Source organism: Niabella aquatica, assembly GCF_054779315.1.
The window spans coordinates 290,909-312,027 of sequence record NZ_BAAGYM010000038.1; the positions used below are offsets into that span (position 1 = coordinate 290,909).

A 21,119-nucleotide genomic window follows, 5' to 3' on the forward strand; every position below is an offset into this window, starting at 1 on the left:
CTTATTCTTGGGCGTTCCCTAAAATAAGGTTGGGTAGTTTTTTATTTTTCAATAGCCAGTCACGCTATCCAACGCATTATCCACATCTTGATGTATAAAGTTTGCCTGATAGCCAATTGTGGTTTTAATATCGGTGTGCCGATATAGCTTTTGCAACATTTGCACAGGTATCCTGTCGCCGGAGATAATTGTAATAGGCAAGGTGCTCGAGATACTGATGTACACTACATGTTCATTATTCTTCATTAGTGTTAAGCAAGCTGGTGTTAGTAATACAGGATGTTGCCACTTTATTATATAAAGGTATAGACGCCAAGCAAGGAATAGAGAGATTGTTTTTTCGGGTTAATCTCCGTGATTTTCCCTTGTTTGAAATGATTTTTTGTATAAGCCTCGTTTATATCAGGCATTTATAATCGATATTTTAGAACTTCTAAAACCTATGTGCCTGTTTCGTGAGCAGGGCTTGTATTACCCGCCCCACAACAAACACCCATCGCCGTAGCTTAAAAAGCGAAAATGGTTTTCAAGCGCATAATGATAAATCGTCCTCCAGTCATTACCCACCAGTGCGGCCACCAGAAGCAGGAGCGTAGAGGCGGGCTGGTGAAAATTAGTAACCAGGCCATTGATCATTTTAAAATCATAGCCAGGAGCAATGATGATTTGCGTTTTAGCAATTAACTGGCTGATATTTTTGGCATTCATATAAGAAAGCAGCGCTTTGAGTGCTGCCTCTTTTGAAGGCAGAGAAAACCCGTCATACGGTTCCCATTGGGTAACCACGGGTAACGAATTGCCAAAAATGCCAGGCTGGCTGATGAGCTTCGCGCCCAGCCAGTACATACTTTCAAGCGTTCTTAAAGAAGTAGTGCCTACGGCCACCAGTGGCCCCTGATGTTCAAGCAGTTGTTCTACCAGTTCCCGGCCCACTTCAATAAATTCAGCGTGCATTTCATGTTCCTGCATGGTTTCGGCTTTTACCGGTTTAAAGGTTCCTGCGCCCACATGCAGCGTTACAAATTGCTGTTTTATTCCTTTTTCTTCGAGCGATCTTAGTACATCTTCAGTAAAATGCAGTCCTGCTGTTGGCGCTGCCACCGATCCGTCGTAACGTGCAAATACGGTCTGGTAGCGGTTTTTGTCTGCTGTCTCATCTGCTCTTTTTATGTAAGGCGGTAAGGGTACATGGCCTGCGTGGTGCAATACTTCGGCAAAGCTCAGGCTGCCATTCCAGCTAAGCGCTACCACATAGCAATCGCTCCTTTTTTCTATAAGGGCCGCTTCAAGTGTGCAGGGCTGCCCGCCTGCAGAAAAAGATAAGTGTAGCACTTGCCCGTTTTTCCATTTGGAAGCTCCTCCGATCAGGCAAAGCCAGGTTACTTTGCCCGTTTCATTCATTGCAGAAGTAATATCAGCATACATTTCATGCGGTTGCAGGCAAAACACTTCGATGAGCCCGCCGGTATCTTTTTTAAATAAGAGCCTTGCTTCCACCACCCGGGTATTGTTGAAGATCACCAGGCTGTTGGCGGGAATATATGCTGCTATGTTCCTGTAGATATCTGTTCGGATCTTTTCCTTTTCAAAAATTAGAAGCCGGGCATCGTCCCTGTTTTGTAATGGGTGAAAGGCAATTTTCTCTTCCGGCAGTTCGTATGTAAAATCCTTTATAGATAAGTTTTGAGGATGCATTTTTTAATTTTATGGGGTCATTGGTAGTGCTGCTAGCATCATTATTGCCTGCCTGTCCGGTAGGCAGGCGTCGCACCGTTCCTCTTTATGAACATACCGCTGCTGTTAAATGCAGCAAAAATCTATATTTTCAACAGTTTTTACAACTCTGTTCCACATAATTTTGTGTTGTATTTGAGATTTCCACTTTTTAAATACATTAATCCACATTATATTAACACCTGTTTTGCGTAAAATTGACCAAAAACTGGCTGAAACCCTTTGCTGTATTGCTTTCCATCCCTTTTTCATTTGTGGATAAATCAAAAATGCTAAAATTTGGTAGATAAGTGGGAAAAAGTGTTACTTTGTGTTAGTTTAGTACTTGCAAATACAATAAACAATATTTATGATCGGTTTCCTTGGAGAGTTTGAGGCCACAGTTGATGCAAAAGGCCGCTTTCTTTTACCGGCTGGTTTTAAAAAGCAGCTGGCGGAAGGGGATACCGAACGTTTTGTCATAAACAGGGGATTTGAGAAATGCCTGAGCCTTTATCCGCTAAGCTCCTGGGAGCCCATTGCAGAAAAGATCAATGCGCTGAATGATTTTGATCCTAAGGTAAGGCAATTCAAACGCTATTTTTTGAACGGTGCCACGATCGTGGAGCCGGATAGTGCAGGCCGGCTTTTATTGCCGCCAACAGTAAGAGAGTATGCAGGTCTGCAGAAAGATATAGTGCTGGTTCCTGCAGGTAATAAAATGGAGATCTGGGATACGGCAAAATATAAAGAGTTCTTTGATTCGTTCTCACCGGAGTCGTTCAGCGATCTGGCCAGTTCGGTTATGGGTGGCATGTAGTTGAAATGTTTAAAAGTTAATAAGTTGAAAAGGAAAAACAACAGGAGTCGGAATGAAGAAGAAAAAGAGACCTTGTCAACTTTTCAACCTGCCAACCTGTCGACCGATTATCATATTCCTGTGTTGCTGCATGAGACTATTGAAGGGTTACATATTAATCCGGCAGGAACATATGTGGATTGCACATTTGGAGGTGGCGGGCACGCTGTCGAAATATTAAAACATCTGGGTGAAGAGGGCCGCTTATATGCTTTTGACCAGGATGCAGACGCCCGGCGAAATGTACCGGCTGATCAGCGGGTTATTTTTATCCCCGAAAACTTCAGGCACCTGCAGCGGTTCCTGCGCCTGCATGAAGTGAGCCGGGTAGATGGTATACTGGCCGATCTGGGTGTTAGTAGCCACCAGTTTGACGAACCAGACCGTGGCTTTAGTACCAGGTTCAATGCCGACATGGATATGCGGATGGACAGGAGACAGGCTACAAGGGCTTTTGATGTGGTGCAGCATTATACTGAAATGAGGTTGCACAAGCTGTTTGAACAATACGGGGAAGTAACCAATGCGCGCACGCTTGCGAAAACGATAGTATCGGTACGTAATGCGGTTTCTCTTAAAACAATCGAGGGATTCAAAAATGCGCTGAGGGATGTGGTAAAAGGAAATCCGAATAAATATTTCGCCCAGGTTTTTCAGGCATTACGGATGGAGGTAAATGAGGAAGTGCAGGTGTTAAGAGATATGCTGGAACAATCTGTTTCGTTGCTAAAACCGGGAGGAAGGATCGCGGTTATCACCTTTCACTCCATAGAAGACCGGCTGGTAAAGCATTTTTTTAAAGAGGGAGGCTGGGAAGAGACCGACGAAAACCCCTTCATTAGTATAAAAAAAGAGCAAGTGTTTAAGGTGATTACAAAGAAGCCAGTAACTGCCGGTCAGGATGAATTAAAAAAAAATACGAGATCAAGGAGCGCGAAGCTGAGAGTTGCAGAAAGATTATAATTGTATATAAAGAGAGTAAAGCCCTACTTATCATAACTGACCAGACGACTCTCTTTAAAAGGGGGGTAGTGTAATAAAGTTAACTACAAAAACATGATGTATGAAAGAAAAGCGGTTGAAGCTTAGCTGGAAGAAATGGTTGAATTATCAATCTATTGTAAAGCAGGTGCCTTTTCTTTTCTTTCTTGCTTTTCTGGCGGTAGTGTACATCTACAACGGGCATATGGCTGATAAAACAGTGCGTAAAATAAACGCGATGGCCAAAGAAGTAAAGGAATTGCAGTGGGAATATAAGAGCCTGAAGAGCGAAGTGATGTTCCGGAGTAAGCCCAGCGAATTATCGAAGGCTTTACGGCCCCTGGGCCTGAGTGAGTTGAATGAAACACCTTATGTGCTAAAGGATTCGCTGGAAAGCTATATGGCAAATGTTCAATAAATGATATCAGGTAATAATTAAATCAATTGTTTCTGTCTCCCTCTCTGAAGGGGAGGGCTGTGAAAGGGACTATGGAAGTTAAAAAAGACATATTATGGCGTGTATACCTTTGCTTTATAGGTATAGTGGTGCTGTCTGCAATGGTGCTGGGTAAAGCGGTTATTATCCAGAAGTTCCAGGGAGAGCATTGGAGAAGCATGGGGGATAGTATGCACCAGAAGATTGTAGAGATCAATGCAGACAGGGGTACTATTTTTAGTGAGGATGGCCAGATGCTAAGCACTTCTCTGCCACAGTTTGATATTTATATGGATTTTAAAGCCGACGGACTTCGCGATAAAGGCGGGAAAATCTATAACCAGTATATTGACTCATTTGCCGTTGCTATGGCATCCTATTTTGAAGATAAAACGGCAACAGCGTACCGGGCCGAATTTGACAAGGCATATAAAAATGGCAACAGGTATTATGCTTTAAAAAAGAAAATTTCTTTTGCGGATTATAAAGCCCTGCGGGAGTTTCCTTTGATCAGGCTGGGGAAAAATAAAAGCGGGATCATTGTAGAGCAAACCAGCAAGCGTATTGCACCTTTCGGGTTGCTGGCCAACAGAACCATTGGTTTGAGCCGTGAATATATTAACAGCGAGGGTAAGGTGAAAAAGATGAATGTAGGCCTTGAAATGAGCTATGACAGTTTATTAAACGGACAGAATGGCCAACGGCTGGTCCGGTTTATTTCCGGCGGAGCGGTTCCTGTACAGGGTTTCCAGGTAGAGCCTGAAGATGGAAGGGATATTTATACCACCCTGGACGTAAATATGCAGGATATTACAGAAACGGCATTATTGCGCATGTTACAGTCGATACATGCAGAGTATGGAACGGCTATTTTAATGGAAACCAAAACCGGTAAAATTAAGGCCATAGCCAATCTGGGGCGTAATCCTAATGATACTACTTACTGGGAAAATGATAATTATGCGCTAAGGGTTACAGAGCCAGGGTCAACTATTAAGATTGTAAGTTATCTGGCTTCAATAGATAAAGGAGATGTAAAGCCGGGTGATTTGTTTGAGGTAGGTAGCACCGGGCGTATGCAGGTAGGACCCCGTCCTATTACCGATGCGCACAGGATGCCGAAAAGTGTGCTTACTATAGAAGAGTGCATAGCGCACAGTTCTAATGTTGGCATGGGAAGGGTTGCCCTTAAAGCTTTTGGCAAAAAGCCTGTTGAATATAAAGAGTACCTGGATAAGTACCATCTTACCAAAAAATCACCTATAGATCTTACAGCCATACCTAACCCGCGTGTAGCCCCGTTAGAAACAGATCATGGTGGCCAGATGAACCTGGTAACTATGGCTTTCGGATATGCCTTGCAGGTAAGCCCTATGCAGTTATTAACCTTATATAATGCCATTGCCAATAATGGCACCATGGTAAGTCCTTACCTGGTAAATAGCGTACGCAACAAAGGCGTTGTGGTAAAAGAAAGAAAACCGGTTGTTTTAGAACAGCAAATATGCAAGCCTGCTACATTGGAAGCTGCCAGGAAAGCGCTCGAATTGGTTATTACCGAAGGGTCCGGGAAAAATGTATTTAAGGACATGCCTTTCCAGATAGCTGGTAAAACTGGTACAGCGCGCGTGGCAGATGGTAATACCAAGTACGGCGCAGGTATTTATCAGGCTTCGTTTGCCGGTTACTTCCCTGCTCATAACCCGCAATACTCTTGTATAGTGGTGGTGCGTACAAAAGCCGGATCTGGCCTGTACTACGGTGGTCAGCTGGCCGCCCCGGTGTTCCGGGAAATTGCTACAAAAGTGTACTCTATGTATGTAGACCGGAAAACACCAAAAGAATATGAGGGCGCTGCGGATAGCACCAGTTATTTCTATGCAGGCAGCTCCAGCGCTATTAAAAATGTGCTGGGCTTCCTCAATATGCCATATGTGGATTCGATACAGCAAAACGGCTGGGCTTCCATGTATGCTACTAATTATAAAAGGGTTTTGAAGACCAATATAGTAAAAGATCACCTGGTGCCTAATGTAAAAGGAATGGGACTGAGGGATGCGATCAGGTTGCTGGAAGATATGGGCCTGCGCGTACGCGCCAGGGGCAGCGGGAAAGTGGCTGAACAGTCTATTCAGCCCGGTGCGTCTTTCAGAAAAGGACAGGATATTGTGTTGAACCTTGTTTAATTCATTCGTATAACAATATAGTCATTAGCATAGTGCAATTACAGGAAGTTCTATATAAAACCAGCCTTTTATCAGTATCGGGGAATACCGGTACAGATATAACGGGTATTTGTATAGACTCCCGTACCGTTCATCCGGGCTGCCTGTTCATAGCGCTGCGGGGCGCAGCAGCAGATGGTCATCAGTTCATTGAAAAAGCCATTATAGGGGGTGCTGTGGCGGTAGTATGTGAAGTGCTGCCAGCTTCCATTGCAGCGGGGGTTGTATATGCGCAGGTAGAGAACAGTGCTGCTGCTGCGGGTATTATAGCGCATAATTTTTATGGCAACCCGTCTGCACGGTTAAAGCTGGTAGGAGTTACCGGTACTAATGGTAAAACTACGGTTGCCACTTTGCTATACCAGTTATTCAGCAATCTTGGGTATAAATGTGGTTTGATAAGTACAGTGCAGAATCATGTGGGCACTGCCATTTTGCCTTCTACCCATACAACACCTGACACGGTTCAGCTCAACGAGTTGTTGAAAAAGATGGTGGATGAAGGTTGTTCGTATGCATTCATGGAAGTGAGCTCTCATGCTATAGACCAGCATCGCATAAACGGGTTGCAGTTCGCAGGCGGTATTTTTACCAATATATCCCACGATCATCTTGATTATCATAAAACGTTTGACGAATACATCCGTGTTAAGAAGCAGTTCTTTGATGATTTGCCAAAAACTGCTTTTGCTATTACCAATACAGATGATAAGAGAGGAATGGTAATGGTGCAAAATACAAAGGCTGCCGTAAAGACTTATTCTTTAAAAGCTGTAAGTGATTTTAAAGGGAAGGTGCTGGATAATAGCATTACAGGACTGCATATGAACGTAGATGGGCAGGAAGTTCATTTCCGGCTGATTGGTGAATTTAATGCGCACAATCTTTTAGCCGTGTACGGGGCAGCGGTTTGCCTGGAACAGGATAAGTATGAAGTATTGCAAACGCTGAGTACGTTAAATGGGGCAGAGGGCAGGTTTGAGTATATGATGTCGCCCGTTGAGCATGTGATCGCTATTATTGATTATGCGCATACGCCAGATGCTTTGTTAAATGTGCTGGCAACAATAAAGAAGCTGAAAAAAGGCTTTGAGCACGTAATAACAGTAGCCGGATGTGGAGGAAACAGGGATAAAGCCAAAAGGCCGGTAATGGCTGAGGTAGCCTGCGAGTATAGCGATAAGGTAATATTTACAAGCGATAACCCCCGTTTTGAAGATGCCGGTGAAATTATAAAAGAGATGGAAGCAGGAGTTCCCGCTGCCGCAATGCGAAAATGTATTTCGATTGCGGACAGGAAGGAAGCTATAAAAACGGCGATCAACCTTGCCGGTAAAGAGGATATTGTTCTGGTAGCAGGTAAGGGGCATGAGAAATACCAGGAGATTAATGGTGTGAAACATCATTTTGATGATAAGGAGGTAGTAAAAGAAATGTTTGAGTTATTAGGTAAATAAAAGTTTAAAAGTAAAAAGATTTAAAAGTTGACAGGGCCTGGCCTTGTAAACTTTTTAACCTGTCAACATACCAACTGAATTATGTTATATCACTTATTTGAATGGTTTAAGCAACAGGGGATAAACTTTCCCGGAAGGCAGCTGATGGAATTTCAGACCTTCCGCATCATGATGGCAGTGCTATTTGCTTTGATCATTACATTAGTGTATGGTAAAAAGTTAATAAATATCCTGCGTGCAAAACTGGTAGGAGAAACGGTTCGCGACCTGGGCCTGGCTGGAGAGCAGGCTAAGAAAGGAACGCCAACAATGGGAGGTATTATTATTATACTCGGTATTATAGTGCCTACGCTGCTTTTCGCCCGTTTAAATACAGTATATGTGCTGCTAATGCTGGCCTGCACTATATGGCTGGGCATTATAGGGTTTATTGATGATTATTTAAAGCTGAGAGCGAAGCGTCTGGCACAGGAGCAGGGGGTTGCTTATAAAAAAGGCGATAAGGACGGTCTCGCGGGATGGTTCAAAATTTTCGGTCAGGTAGGTATAGGCATCTTGGTTGGTTCAGTGCTCTATTTTAACAGTGATGTGAAAATATGGAGAGAGTATCATGGTACTCCCAATCCTAACAACCCTAATATCATTACCAGGATGGTAAATAATAAGCCGAAACATTTTGTCGAGACCAAAGAGCCTATTACCACCATCCCGTTCGTAAAGAATCATGAGTTTAACTACTCTATCCTGTTACCGGATGCTTTAAAGCAATATACCTGGGTTTTATATATCCTGGTGGTTATATTCATTATAACAGCCGTATCCAATGCTTCCAACATTACAGATGGGCTGGATGGGCTGGCCTCGGGCACTTCTGCCTTGATAGGGGTATTGCTGGGCATATTTGCCTATGCCAGCGGTAATTTTTTCTTTGCCGATTATTTGAATATCATGTATATCCCTAATCTCGGAGAACTGTCTATATTTCTTGCAGCGATGATAGGGGCCTGCGTGGGCTTTATGTGGTATAACTCTTACCCGGCACAGGTGTTCATGGGAGACACGGGTAGTTTAACATTAGGAGGGATCATAGCGGCTATTGCCATTATTGTGCATAAGGAACTGCTGATACCTATTTTCTGTGGGGTGTTTTTTGTAGAAATATTAAGTGTGAGTTTACAGGTTACTTATTTCAAGTACACTAAAAAGAAATATGGTGAAGGCCGGCGTATTTTTTTAATGAGCCCCCTGCACCACCATTTTCAGAAAAAAGGATATCATGAAGCAAAGATTGTAACACGCTTTTGGATCATGCAGGTGATGTTGGTTGTGATTTGTTTGGTAACACTTAAATTAAGATAACAGTGTCGAAGAAGCTGATCATACTGGGTGGAGGAGAAAGTGGGGTAGGTGCCGCCATCCTGGCGAGACAAAAAGGATACGATGTATTTGTTTCCGATAGTGGTTCTTTGAAAGAAGTATATCGTGGCGAACTGGATGCAGCGGGTATTGAGTGGGAGGAAGGAGGCCATAGCGAAGAAAGGATACTTGCTGCGGACGAAATCATGAAAAGTCCCGGCATACCGGAGAAAAACGAAATGGTAAAGAAGGTCCGTCAGAAAAATATCCCTGTTATCAGTGAGATTGAGCTGGCATACCGGTTTAAAGGCGATAGTAGGATAGTTGCTATTACAGGCAGCAATGGCAAAACCACCACTACCTCGCTTATCTGGCATATTTTAAAAACAGGGGGACTCAATGCAGCTTTGGTGGGTAATATAGGCGAGTCGTTTGCAAAGCAGGTGGCTTTAGATCCAAAGCCGGTATATGTTGTGGAAGTCAGCAGTTTTCAGTTGGATGATATTGTTGATTTCAGGGCTGATATAGCAGTATTGACCAACATTACAGAGGACCACCTCGACCGCTACGATTACAGTTTTGAAAAATATATAAGAAGCAAGTTCAGGATAGCAGAGAATCAAAAGGCAGGGGATTACTTTATCTATAATAAGGACGATAAGGTAACCATGAAATATATAGATCAGTTCAACATTCATTCTAACCCATTAACGATCAGTATGGCAAACGAAAACAGCGCGGCATTTATCAAGAACGGCATTATGCACGTAAAAACAGGAGAAGATTTTATGACCATGAGCGTATTTGACTTTACGCTTAAAGGTAAACACAACCAATATAATACTATGGCAGGATGCCTGACGGGTGCCACAATGGAGATCCGGAAAGAAAAAATTCGGGAGGCGGTGCAAACCTTCCAGAACCTGGAGCACAGGATGGAGTTTGTGGCTACTATCCGGGGAGTAGAGTTTATTAATGATAGCAAGGCTACTAACCTTAACTCTACATGGTTTGCGTTGGAAAATATGGATAAGCCGACTATACTTATTTTAGGGGGTGTTGACAAAGGAAATGACTATAGCCTGCTGATGGATATGGTAAAAGAAAAGGTTAAGGCGATTATTTGCCTGGGGGTTGATAATAAGAAAATTCATGAAGCTTTTGAGGAAGTAGTACCTGTTATGGTAGATACAACAAGTGCGCAGGAAGCCGTAGTAGCAGCTTTCAGCTATGCTGAAAAAGGAGATGTGGTATTGCTGAGTCCCGGTTGTGCCAGCTTCGACCTGTTTAAAAACTACGAAGACAGGGGCACGCAGTTTAAAAGTGCGGTTATTGATTTGTAAAGTCATCGCTTCGCGAACCCTGAATATTGATCTTTAAACATGGAACTAATTAATGTCTGCAACAACTGAAATAAGAAACAATATACAATCTACGGACTGGCGCGAAAACCTGAATCGTCATACCCGTGGTGATAAGGTAATATGGGCATTGGTAGTGTTACTTACGTTGGTATCGCTTTTAGCAGTGTACAGTGCTACAGGTTCTTTGGCATATAAAAATTATAAGGGCAATACGGAAATATATCTTTTTAAGCAGATCATTTTTATTCTGCTGGGGTTTGTAGTAGTGTACTTTGCTCACAGGGTGAATTATACGATCTATTCAAAAGTGGCGCAGATACTGTTTTTGCTGAGCATACCGCTGCTGATCTACACATTGTTTTTTGGCGCTAAGATCAATGAAGGCAGCCGGTGGATCAAGCTGCCTCTCATCAATATGACAATGCAAACTTCCGATCTGGCCAAGCTTGCATTGTTCATGTATCTGGCAAGATTACTCAGCAGGAAGCAGCAGGTGATCAAGGATTTTAAAAAAGGTTTTCTGCCTGTGATACTTCCCATTGCTATCACCTGTATGCTGATTGCGCCGGCAAACCTGTCAACAGCATTGTTGCTGGGTGCAAGCTGTATGATATTATTGTTTATCGGAAGGGTAAATACAAAGCATCTTCTAATGGTAGGAGGCCTGGCTTTGATACCTATAACCATGCTGATTATTGCGGCAGTGGCACAGCATCGCTCAGATAAAGAGCCGGCGCCTGTTGTTATGGAGCCGGCTGCTGCAGAAACTCATGTAAAAAAAACCGGCACTATATGGGGCCGTGTAAGCACATGGGTGGGGCGTGTAGAGAACTTTATTTATGGCGGCAAAGAAGCCGATACCGATGAAATGTACCAGGTAAACCAGGCCAAGATTGCTATTGCAAAAGGTGGCATCCTGGGGGTGGGGCCAGGCAACAGTACAACAAGGGATTATTTACCACAGGCATATAACGATTTTATTTTTGCGATCATTATCGAGGAGTATGGGATTATAGGTGGCGCGTTCCTGGTATTTATCTATCTGGTGTTCCTGTTCAGATGTATCAGGATCTTTAAAAGATGTCCTTTTGCCTTTGGTGCTTTTCTTGCCCTGGGACTGAGCTTTACACTGGCCATACAGGCCCTGGCCAATATGGCCGTAACGGTGAATTTGTTCCCCGTAACAGGGGTTACGCTGCCGTTGGTAAGCATGGGCGGTTCCAGCTTTTTATTTACCTGCCTTGCTATTGGTATCATTTTAAGCGTATCCAGGAACGTAGAGAGCCTGGAGCCTGTTAATGCAGCAGAGCCGGCTGTAACAGCAGATAAAAAAGATAACAGTGAATAAAAAAATTATCATAGCGGGTGGGGGTACAGGGGGGCATATATTCCCGGCAATTGCAATAGCTAATGCGTTGAAGCAAAGAGCGCCGGGAACAACGTTTCTCTTTGTAGGTGCCAGGGGGAAAATGGAGATGGATAAGGTGCCGCAGGCCGGATACGATATAGAGGGGATAGATATAGCGGGTTTCAACCGTAGTTCTTTGATAAAAAATATCGGGCTGCCGGTAAAAATCATAAAAAGTTTTTTGCAGGTACGGAAGATCTTTAAACACTTCAGGCCAGATGCCGTGATTGGTGTAGGTGGTTACTCCACTTTTCCTGTGCTGAAGCACGCCCAGGCAAAAGGTATTCCCACATTTATTCATGAGTCGAACTCTTTTGCAGGTAAAGCCAATAAAATGCTGGCTAAAAATGCCACGAAGATTTTTACAGGAACTGATGGTATGGAGCGTTTTTTTCCTGCAGAGAAGATCATCGTAACCGGTAACCCGGTACGCAGCCAGATTGTAAATGCTGCTATAGGTAAAAAAGAGGCCCTTGATTTTTTTGGACTGGAAGAGGGGAAAACAACGCTGCTGGTGGTAGGTGGAAGCCTGGGCGCCAAATCGGTTAACGAAGCCGTGCTGGCTGGTGTGGATGAGTTACTCAAGGCTGGCCTGCAGCTCATCTGGCAAACGGGTAAAACCTTATCAGCCGAGGCGGCGCACGTGGCAGAAGAGCATAGGCAGGTATGGGCCAATGAGTTTATTACCAGTATGGAATATGCTTATGCCGCAGCGGATATTATCATAGCCAGGGCCGGGGCAATGACTGTAGCAGAAATATGTGTGGTTAAAAAACCAGCAGTTTTCGTACCCTATCCTTACGCAGCCGAAGATCACCAAACGGTAAATGCACAGCAGTTGGTGAATAAAAATGCAGCGCTGATGGTAAAAGATGCGGAGGCGGGGAAAAGAGTAGTAAAGATGGTGATTGAGCTGGCGGCTGATGCGCATAAAAGAAAAGAATTAAGCAACAATCTTTCCAGGCTGGCTATAACCGATGCAGCCGAAAGAGTTGCAGATGAAATTTTTAAAAGTATTTAACACTTCCTCTTGTAATGAGGTTATGAGCGTAACACATAAACATATTGACCAGGTACAAACCGTTTATTTGATCGGTATCGGAGGCATTGGCATGAGCGCTGTTGCAAGGTACTTTTTGTCGCTTGGTAAAAAAGTGAGTGGTTACGATAAAACAGAAACAGAAAACACAAGAGATTTGCAGGCTGCAGGGATTGATGTGCATTATACCGAAGATGTGGCGCGTATTCCTAAAGATGCAGATTATGTAGTATATACTCCTGCGGTACCTGAGGATCATAAAGAGCTGGTGTATTACCGCGAGCATGGTTACCCTGTTGTAAAACGCAGCGATATTTTACAGGTAATTACACAAAACACATTCAATATATGTGTAGCAGGCACACATGGCAAAACCACTACCTCAACCATGGTAGCGCATTTGCTTCGGGATAGCGGATATGGATGCAATGCCTTCCTGGGTGGGCTTGCTGCCAATTATGGTACCAATTTCTGGGGCAGCGCCAATAATGTTTGTGTGGTGGAGGCAGATGAGTACGACCGCAGCTTTTTGAAGTTAAGTCCTGATATAGCAGTAATAACTGCCATGGATGCAGATCATCTGGATATTTACGGAACCGAAGAAAATGTAAAAGATGCTTTCCGCCAGTTTGCAGGAAAGGTAAAGCCCGGAGGTGTATTGCTTAAAAAGTTTGGCCTGGAGAGGGGGCTGGAGGCTGGCATAACATTAACATACAGCCTGCAAAATGACAGCGCTGAAATACATGCAGCTCATATACAGATAAAAGATGGCGGCTATCATTTTGATGCAGTATTGCCGGATAAAACCATTACAGGTATAAGGCTGAATATGGGCGGTATGCACAATGTGGAGAATATGATGGCGGCTATTGGTGTAGCTCACAGCCTGGGTATAGAAGAAGAAAAGATAAAAAATGCAGTTGCCGGTTTTAAAGGAGTAAAACGAAGATTTGAGTATGTTATTCACCAGGAGGATCTGGTGTTTATAGATGATTATGCGCACCATCCTGAAGAGCTGAAAGCGTTGATAAATGGTGTAAAATCCCTGTTCCCGGGGAGGAAGTGTACGCTTATTTTTCAGCCTCATTTATTCACCAGGACCCGGGACTTCGCATCAGAATTTGCGGAAGTTTTAAGTAAGGTGGATCATGTTATTGTATTACCTGTATACCCTGCCCGTGAATTACCCATAGAAGGAGTGACCAGCAGTATGATCTTAAAGCAGGTAAAGGCGGACGCAAAAGTATTATACACCAAAGAGCAATTGCTGAATTGGGTAGAAAACAATTTTGCGGTAAACAGGAACAAGGAATTTGGAGAGGTGTTGGTTACGGCTGGTGCCGGCGATATAGATAAACTGGTAGCGCCTATAAAACAGATTTTAACAAAGTGAGACAAAAAAGAGCTATAAAACGATTTTTTCTGACGCTCATGTGGTTGGGTGTAGCTATAGGCATGGGTAGCGTGATCACAGCAGCTATGCGTGCACAGGAGGCAGGTGTGTGCAAGGGGTATGATATACGGATTGAAGGGTTTAAAAAAGATATGCTCTTTACTTCAGAAGACCGAATAGCCGCATTGTTAAAGGCTGCAACCAGGGGTAATATAACCGGCCAGCGGAAGTCGGAGTTTAACCTGCAGGTAATTGAAGATTTGCTCGAGCAAAGCGCATGGGTGTATAACGCAGATCTTTACTTTGATAATAATGACGTGCTCCATGCAAATGTAACAGAGCGTAAGCCACTGGCAAGAATATTTACCAGCATGGGAGCATCTTTTTATATAGATGAGGCGGGCAGGCATATCCCTTTATCAGATAAGATAAGCCTCGATCTGCCTGTATTTACCGGCTATGCCGCTAAAAAGATCATGAGCAGTGCCGACAGCATTTTAATGCAGAATATTATCGCTACGGCCTCTTTTATCAGCAACGACTCTTTCTGGAATGCACAGGTAGCCCAGATCGATATTAATAATTGTGGCGCCGGTTGCTGGAACATGGAAATGATTCCTGTAATAGGCAGCCATAAGGTAGACCTGGGAGATGGCACCGATATCGTTTCTAAATTTCACAGGTTGTATTTGTTTTACGACCAGGTGCTGAAACGTACCGGTTTTGATAAATACCAGAAAATCGATGTGCAATATAATGGCCAGGTGATTGGTGTGAAAGGGCATTACACCAAAGTAGATTCCATCCAGCTCCGGAAAAATATTGAGCACTTGTTGCAGCAGTCAAGAGCGTATAACGAAATGGTGCAGATAGCGCCTGTTGTAAGCTATACGTCCATGCCGAAAGGCGATACTACCTTGTCTGCGGATGAGATTTATGGCGCTATTGAACCGGCAGACTCAACGCTGTTTATGAATGACAGCGAGGACAGGCCCGAAGTCGAAGTTAAAAAAGAAAATACAGGGGTAGTCCCTGCAGATAAAAAGCCTGTTTCCTTAAAACCTGCAAAACCTGTTGTAAAAGCAGAAGCGAAAGAACCAAAAGCATCTGATAAAAAAACTACCCGGCCGCCAGCAGCTGTGAAACCTGCCGCTGCAGGAACTTCAGAAAAGAAAAGGGTATCGGTGAAGAAAACTGAAAAGAAAACAGAAGTTAAAAAAACAGATAAAAAGTCTTCCTCCGTAATAAAAAAAACAGAGACAAAGAAAACAACCAGTTCTAAGACCACTGTTAAGGCTGAGGCAAAAAAGCCTGCTGTTAAGAAAGCCGAAGAAAGGGAGGTAAAAAGAAATGTGCTGTTAAAACCCGATCCGGCAAAAAAAACGGTAGAAAAAACAACGCCTGGCAGGAAGAAGGATCCTGGGAAGAATGGATAAAGGCAGGTATAAAAAAGATAGGATAAAAGATAATTATTAATAAAAACAACTAAAAAACGATATACTATGAATTCCGAACAACCCATTATTGTAGGTCTTGATATTGGTACCACCAAGATCGCTGTTATTGCCGGCCGTAAAAACGAGTTTGGCAAACTGGAGATACTTGGTTTTGGCAAGGCCAATAGCAACGGTGTAAAGCATGGCCAGGTTTTGAACATCGATGAAACGATCAAAGCGATCAGGCAGGCGTTGGAAAACTGCATGTCTTTAAATCCCAATTTAAACATTAACGATGTGTATGTAGGTATTGCCGGCCATCATATTAAAAGCCTTCAGACGCGTGGGGATATTGTTCGCGAAAATGAAGAGGAAGAAATTACCCAGGCAGAAGTAGATTTGCTGGTTAACAAGCAGTATAAAACGTATATACCTGCCGGCGATGAAATCATTGATGTAATTCCACAGGAATATACCATTGACAATATGCCGGATATTGTAAGGCCTATTGGCTATAGCGGTGTAAAACTGGGTGCTAATTTCCATATTATTACAGGTGATAAAAACGCTATCCGCAATATTAACAGGAGCGTGGAAAAAGCAGGCCTGCGTACCAAAGACCTGGTGCTGCAGCCATTGGCTTCTGCAGCAGCAGTGATGGCCCAGGAAGATCTGGAAGCAGGTGTGGCCATTGTAGATATAGGCGGTGGTACTACAGATATAGCGGTATTCGCCGAAGGCGTATTGCGCCACACTGCTGTGATCCCGTTTGCAGGTGAAAATATCACTAACGATATTAAAACCGGTTTAGGGGTATTGAAAAGCCAGGCAGAACAAATGAAAACCCAGTTTGGCAGCGCTTTGGCAAACGAGGCTAAAGCCAACGCCTATATTACAATCCCCGGTTTACGCGGAATGCCGGCAAAAGAGATCAGTGTAAAGAACCTGGCTAACATTATACAGGCCCGCATGAGCGAGATACTGGATTTTGTTACTTATCATTTAAAACAGATTGGTATGGACAACCGCCATCTCAATGGTGGTATTATCCTTACCGGTGGTGGTTCACAATTAAGACACCTGATACAGCTTACAGAATACGTGACAGGCTTGCCTGCACGCATAGGCTTACCTAATGAACATTTAGCTGCAGGACATATAGATGAACTGGCCAAACCCACTTACTCTACGTGCTTGGGACTTATACTGAAAGGTTATGACGATTTTGAGAACAGGAGACAGGATTTTGAAAAGGACTTCGCGAAAGTAGAAGTGCCTGAAGATTTATTGAAACCAGGGGCGATTGAAGGAGTGTTGGAAGAGAGCGCAAACTCAAACACTCCTGAGATTATAGCTGCCCCTCCAAAACCTAAAAAGAATATTTGGGAGAATATTAAAAAACAGCTCATCAAAATATTTGAAGACGAAGAAGATAAACATTTTGAAAAATGATACAAATCGCTGAGATCTGCAGAAAATATACTGTGGATATGGCCGGTAGCCGATCAAACAATAATAAGCTCTTTTAATCAACTTTTAATCCCTTAAGCCTTGTTCCCCTTCTCCAAATTTGTCCTCCGGATAAACGTTGGAGAGGGGGGACGGAGTGAGGAAGTTCTCTTACTAATCCATTTGTAACCCCGTACGTCAAAAGCGTGCTAAAATTTTTAAGTTATGATCCAATTTGATTTACCAAGCGAACAATCATCTATCCTGAAAGTAATAGGTGTTGGTGGCGGTGGCGGTAATGCTGTAAACCACATGTTCAACCAGGATATAGAAGGTGTGAATTTTATTATTTGTAATACAGATGCTCAGGCGATTGCTAATAGTAAAATCCCCAACAAAATACAGTTAGGCCCGCAGTTGACATCTGGCCTGGGCGCTGGTGCCAATCCCGAGATCGGTCGCCAGGCTACTGTAGAATCTTTAGAAGAAATACGGAAGATTCTTGAGGTAAATACTAAAATGGCGTTTATTACAGCCGGCATGGGAGGTGGAACCGGTACGGGCGGCGCTCCTATTATTGCTAAAATCTGTAAAGACCTGGGAGTATTAACAGTGGGTATAGTAACCACACCTTTTGCCTATGAAGGCAAAAAACGCCAGCTGCAGGCAGAAGAAGGTATCAACCAGTTAAAACAGTATGTAGACACACTGCTGGTGATCAGCAACGACAAATTGCGCCACCAGTATGGCAATCTTAAAATGCGTGAAGCATTTGAAAAGGCTGATAATGTTTTAGCTACTGCCGCAAAATGTATCACCGACGTTATTAACTCTACCGGCCAGATAAATGTAGACTTTGCAGATGTATGCACTGTAATGAAAAATGGAGGAAGGGCAATTTTAGGCAATGCTGCAGCAAGAGGCGAAGATCGTGCACAGCAAGCTATTGAAGAAGCATTAAACTCGCCGTTGTTGAATGACAACGATATTAAAGGGGCCAAATGGATCCTTATCAATATCAACTCTGCCGAAGGGGAGCATGAGTTTACTATGGATGAAGTAGAAGTGATCCAGTCTTACCTGTTAAGCCATGCCGGTGATAATACCGATGTGATCCTGGGATTGGGATACGACGAAACATTAGGCGATCAGATTGGTATAACCCTTATAGCTACCGGGTTTGAGAATAAGGACCCTTTTGTTAAACCGGTATTGAAAAAGGAAGAAGTGGCGGAAGGGAAAATTGTAATGACCCTGAAGAATGATAATCATCAGCGACCAGTAACTCCTGGGCAACCTGCGGCTGAAACCATACCTGCCGAAATAAAGGCTGCACCACCAGTGCATGAGCCTATAGAACTGAAGCCCGATCCTATGGCGCCCAAATTGGTAGAAGACTTTTCTTTTATAGATGATGCGCCCATGCCTGTAGTTGAAGATGTAGTAAACGAAGACCGGGAGCAGCATTTTTTTCTGAGCGCGGATAACGAAGCGCTGAAGTTTGTAAAAGATGTGGAAAATATCGAAAAGGAAATAGCTGTCGACGATGTTGTAGCAAGCATATTCCATTCTCCTGCAGTGCCCGGTGAACGTGTTATTGAGCAGCATGAAAATAAGACAGCGACAGGGGAAGTAGAGGAAGAGGTAAAGCAGGAACCAAGAAGCTACTTATCTAAGCCAGCCAATATTTATGCAGAAGCAAAGGAGGAGCCTGTAGCTGAGCAAAAGCAACCGCACGCAGGGCCACAATATCAGGAACCGTTTTCTGTGTACGAAAAGCCCGAGTCGATTGAGCCAGAGAAAACAACGATCAGCTTTTCTGCGGCAGAAAAAGAAGAGCCGCGTATTGATGATTTGACCGAGGCTTACCAGGAAGAGGAAATGCAGAAGCGCAGGCAGCTGGAGCGGATCCAGAAATTACGTAACCTGTCTTTTAACGTAAACTCTAACGATCCTACTGATGAGTTCGAAAATGTTCCTGCTTACGTCAGGCGTAATATGGAGCTGAAAAATAATACTTCACATATAGAGAGTTATTACAGCAAGTTTGAAGTTTCTTCCGATGATCAGAACCAGGGACAGATCAATACCATCAACTCATTTCTTGATGGCAAGAAACCTGATTAGGCCCTGTGGAAATTCATGTGGAGTGGGGTTTAGTTTTATAGTTGTTGCCTCCCGCTAAAGCGGGAGGTTTTTTATTTTTTACTGCTGTAGTTGGTGTTTATCCTATTTTCGAACTAAAGTGCAATACCAATGATGGTGAAAAAACGAATACTGGCATATTATTAGTGTTACATGTTACATTTACAATTCAATATTTAACAATAAATGTCCACTGTATTAATTACCGGCGGAACCGGGCTTATAGGAACAGCATTGGTAAAGAAATTAACCGAAAACGGGTATGAAGTGATAATTCTTACACGCAGTCCAAAAAAATCAAAAAATGAAGGTATAAGCTATGCCTGGTGGAATACAGACCGGCAGGTGATAGATGAAAAAGCCATAGCGGCTGCTGATCATATTATACACCTGGCTGGCGCCAATGTAGGCGAAAAGCGATGGACACAAAAAAGAAAAAAAGAAATTGTTGACAGCCGTGTAAAAAGTGGTGAGCTGATTTGTACAGCCTTACAAAAAACAAATCACAAAGTAAGCTCTTTCATAAGCGCTTCTGCTATTGGCTGGTACGGGCCCGATCTTGCTATTCCCAACCCTCATCCTTTTAAAGAAGAGGCGTTGCACGCCGATGATTTCCTGGGCTCTACCTGTTATAAATGGGAACAGTCGGTTAGCCCGGTTAAAGAAATGGGTATAAGGCTCTGCTGTATCCGTACAGGAATTGTGCTGAGTGCAGATGGCGGTGCATTAAAGGAGTTTTTGAATCCGTTAAAATATGGGGTGGCTGCTGTACCGGGCTCAGGAAAACAAATAGTAAGCTGGATACATATAGATGATCTGGCAGCACTTTATATAGAAGCTATGGAAAATACAGCTTATGAAGGAGCATACAATGCGGTAGCGCCTCACCCGGTATCTACCAAACACCTGGTTACCGCTCTGGCAAAGGCCGTTAATGGAAAATTTCACATAACTGTTCCCGTTCCGGCTTTGGCATTAAAAATCCTGCTCGGGGAAATGAGTGTTGAAGTATTAAAAAGTGTTACGGTAAACAGCCAAAAGGTGCAGGATGCCGGTTTCAGGTTCGTTTATCAGGATATAGAAAGCGCCGTTGGTCAGGTTATTGCGGCCAGAAAAAGCTAATGATCAATCCTGTATCAAAAAATCACTTAGGCAAAGCCAACATCAAAATCCTTATGATCGGGGTGCCATACACTGCTGAAATCCCCTATTGTGGCGATATTATGGTAGAAATCAAGCTTGGGGATTTTTAACAACGCTACGTCTTCCTGCTTTACTTTCCGGTACATAGGGTGCATAGTGCCACCTGTAACTCCTGCAGGTTTAGAAGGGTCGTATTGAAACTGAGGATCAACCAACGTGCCGCGGGGATACATGATACCAGGAACGCCCAGGCCTCTCAGGTCCAAATGTTCGGGGTGCTTCAGCCCCAGTGTGTGGCCATATTCATGTGCTGCGGTAGTAGAACCTTTATACAGGTTCTCCAGTTTGAAATAACCGGTATTACAACCAATTCCGTCCACGAAAGAAATATTGCCGTGGGCAAACGCTTCGATCCGGAAGTAATTATTGCGCGGGTTATCGTTGGCCAGTATTTCTTCCGGTTGTATCCAGGGCTGATGTTCGGCCGTTATGCTGAACCGGATAACATAATAAGTATGATTGAAAGAGATACTTGCCTGCGGCTCGTTCCACATTGTTTCAATTTCATCTCTTATCTGCTCGGTAATGATGGCATCAGCGGCATTGCCATAAGTAATGATATGGGAGCAAATGATAATGGTATTGGATGATGTTTGAACCTCAGCTGTTCCCATGATTTTAAGATAACAGGTACAATATATGAAATTAGTTAAAA

At 43.5% G+C, this 21,119-nt stretch carries 16 protein-coding genes; 14 read left to right on the plus strand and 2 right to left on the minus strand.

Annotation, left to right across the window (positions count from 1 at the left end; all coding sequences use genetic code 11):
* Positions 1 to 471 precede the first annotated feature (471 nt).
* A complete protein-coding gene (locus ACYVBM_RS20910; protein ID WP_460687649.1) occupies positions 472 to 1,695 on the minus strand; it encodes an S-adenosylmethionine:tRNA ribosyltransferase-isomerase in 1,224 nt (407 codons plus the stop codon).
* A gap of 388 nt (positions 1,696 to 2,083) precedes the next feature.
* Here ACYVBM_RS20910 and mraZ point away from each other — a divergent pair, with 388 nt between their 5' ends.
* From mraZ to ACYVBM_RS20980, 14 genes are all read left to right on the plus strand, one after another.
* The gene (mraZ, locus tag ACYVBM_RS20915; protein ID WP_460687650.1) at positions 2,084 to 2,533 is read left to right on the plus strand and encodes a division/cell wall cluster transcriptional repressor MraZ; all 450 of its coding nucleotides are present in this window, start codon (positions 2,084 to 2,086) and stop codon (positions 2,531 to 2,533) included.
* A gap of 24 nt (positions 2,534 to 2,557) precedes the next feature.
* Positions 2,558 to 3,535, plus strand: coding sequence for a 16S rRNA (cytosine(1402)-N(4))-methyltransferase RsmH (gene rsmH / locus ACYVBM_RS20920; RefSeq protein ID WP_460687651.1), 978 nt, complete (start codon positions 2,558 to 2,560; stop codon positions 3,533 to 3,535).
* Between the two features lie 100 nt (positions 3,536 to 3,635).
* Positions 3,636 to 3,971: an FtsL-like putative cell division protein gene (locus ACYVBM_RS20925; RefSeq protein WP_460687652.1), complete on the plus strand. Its 336-nt coding sequence runs from the start codon at positions 3,636 to 3,638 to the stop codon at positions 3,969 to 3,971.
* A 71-nt stretch (positions 3,972 to 4,042) separates the two neighbouring features.
* On the plus strand, positions 4,043 to 6,175 hold the full coding sequence (locus ACYVBM_RS20930) for a penicillin-binding protein (protein WP_460687653.1): 2,133 nt from the start codon (positions 4,043 to 4,045) through the stop codon (positions 6,173 to 6,175).
* Between the two features lie 32 nt (positions 6,176 to 6,207).
* Positions 6,208 to 7,671, plus strand: a complete 1,464-nt coding sequence (locus tag ACYVBM_RS20935; RefSeq protein WP_460687654.1) for a UDP-N-acetylmuramoyl-L-alanyl-D-glutamate--2,6-diaminopimelate ligase — start codon at positions 6,208 to 6,210, stop codon at positions 7,669 to 7,671.
* 81 nt (positions 7,672 to 7,752) lie between these two features.
* Positions 7,753 to 9,030, plus strand: coding sequence for a phospho-N-acetylmuramoyl-pentapeptide-transferase (mraY, locus tag ACYVBM_RS20940; RefSeq protein ID WP_460687655.1), 1,278 nt, complete (start codon positions 7,753 to 7,755; stop codon positions 9,028 to 9,030).
* A 2-nt stretch (positions 9,031 to 9,032) separates the two neighbouring features.
* A complete protein-coding gene (gene murD / locus ACYVBM_RS20945) occupies positions 9,033 to 10,370 on the plus strand; it encodes a UDP-N-acetylmuramoyl-L-alanine--D-glutamate ligase (protein WP_460687656.1) in 1,338 nt (445 codons plus the stop codon).
* Positions 10,371 to 10,422: 52 nt separating this feature from the next.
* Positions 10,423 to 11,739: an FtsW/RodA/SpoVE family cell cycle protein gene (locus ACYVBM_RS20950; RefSeq protein ID WP_460687657.1), complete on the plus strand. Its 1,317-nt coding sequence runs from the start codon at positions 10,423 to 10,425 to the stop codon at positions 11,737 to 11,739.
* Positions 11,732 to 12,820: an undecaprenyldiphospho-muramoylpentapeptide beta-N-acetylglucosaminyltransferase gene (gene murG, locus ACYVBM_RS20955; RefSeq protein ID WP_460687658.1), complete on the plus strand. Its 1,089-nt coding sequence runs from the start codon at positions 11,732 to 11,734 to the stop codon at positions 12,818 to 12,820. The genes ACYVBM_RS20950 and murG overlap by 8 nt, the downstream gene beginning before the upstream one ends.
* Positions 12,798 to 14,231, plus strand: coding sequence for a UDP-N-acetylmuramate--L-alanine ligase (murC, locus tag ACYVBM_RS20960; RefSeq protein ID WP_460687659.1), 1,434 nt, complete (start codon positions 12,798 to 12,800; stop codon positions 14,229 to 14,231). The genes murG and murC overlap by 23 nt, the downstream gene beginning before the upstream one ends.
* Positions 14,228 to 15,667: a cell division protein FtsQ/DivIB gene (locus ACYVBM_RS20965; RefSeq protein ID WP_460687660.1), complete on the plus strand. Its 1,440-nt coding sequence runs from the start codon at positions 14,228 to 14,230 to the stop codon at positions 15,665 to 15,667. Before murC ends, ACYVBM_RS20965 begins: the two co-directional genes overlap by 4 nt.
* Before the next feature lie 66 nt (positions 15,668 to 15,733).
* Positions 15,734 to 17,119, plus strand: coding sequence for a cell division protein FtsA (gene ftsA / locus ACYVBM_RS20970; RefSeq protein WP_460687661.1), 1,386 nt, complete (start codon positions 15,734 to 15,736; stop codon positions 17,117 to 17,119).
* A gap of 222 nt (positions 17,120 to 17,341) precedes the next feature.
* Positions 17,342 to 19,243, plus strand: coding sequence for a cell division protein FtsZ (gene ftsZ, locus ACYVBM_RS20975; RefSeq protein WP_460687662.1), 1,902 nt, complete (start codon positions 17,342 to 17,344; stop codon positions 19,241 to 19,243).
* 204 nt (positions 19,244 to 19,447) lie between these two features.
* On the plus strand, positions 19,448 to 20,383 hold the full coding sequence (locus ACYVBM_RS20980; protein WP_460687663.1) for a TIGR01777 family oxidoreductase: 936 nt from the start codon (positions 19,448 to 19,450) through the stop codon (positions 20,381 to 20,383).
* Positions 20,384 to 20,409: 26 nt separating this feature from the next.
* Here the strand turns inward: ACYVBM_RS20980 and ACYVBM_RS20985 are convergent, their stop codons facing one another.
* The gene (locus tag ACYVBM_RS20985; protein WP_460687664.1) at positions 20,410 to 21,078 is read right to left on the minus strand and encodes a peptidase M10; all 669 of its coding nucleotides are present in this window, start codon (positions 21,076 to 21,078) and stop codon (positions 20,410 to 20,412) included.
* Positions 21,079 to 21,119: the final 41 nt, after the last annotated feature.

Coding starts and splice junctions, on each gene's coding strand:
- ACYVBM_RS20910 (WP_460687649.1), bottom strand. CDS start 1,695: ATGCATCCTCAAAACTTATCTATAAAGGATTTTACATACGAACTGCCG.
- mraZ (WP_460687650.1), top strand. CDS start 2,084: ATGATCGGTTTCCTTGGAGAGTTTGAGGCCACAGTTGATGCAAAAGGC.
- ACYVBM_RS20925 (WP_460687652.1), top strand. CDS start 3,636: ATGAAAGAAAAGCGGTTGAAGCTTAGCTGGAAGAAATGGTTGAATTAT.
- ACYVBM_RS20930 (WP_460687653.1), top strand. CDS start 4,043: ATGGAAGTTAAAAAAGACATATTATGGCGTGTATACCTTTGCTTTATA.
- mraY (WP_460687655.1), top strand. CDS start 7,753: ATGTTATATCACTTATTTGAATGGTTTAAGCAACAGGGGATAAACTTT.
- ACYVBM_RS20950 (WP_460687657.1), top strand. CDS start 10,423: ATGTCTGCAACAACTGAAATAAGAAACAATATACAATCTACGGACTGG.
- murC (WP_460687659.1), top strand. CDS start 12,798: ATGAAATTTTTAAAAGTATTTAACACTTCCTCTTGTAATGAGGTTATG.
- ftsA (WP_460687661.1), top strand. CDS start 15,734: ATGAATTCCGAACAACCCATTATTGTAGGTCTTGATATTGGTACCACC.
- ftsZ (WP_460687662.1), top strand. CDS start 17,342: ATGATCCAATTTGATTTACCAAGCGAACAATCATCTATCCTGAAAGTA.
- ACYVBM_RS20980 (WP_460687663.1), top strand. CDS start 19,448: ATGTCCACTGTATTAATTACCGGCGGAACCGGGCTTATAGGAACAGCA.
- ACYVBM_RS20985 (WP_460687664.1), bottom strand. CDS start 21,078: ATGGGAACAGCTGAGGTTCAAACATCATCCAATACCATTATCATTTGC.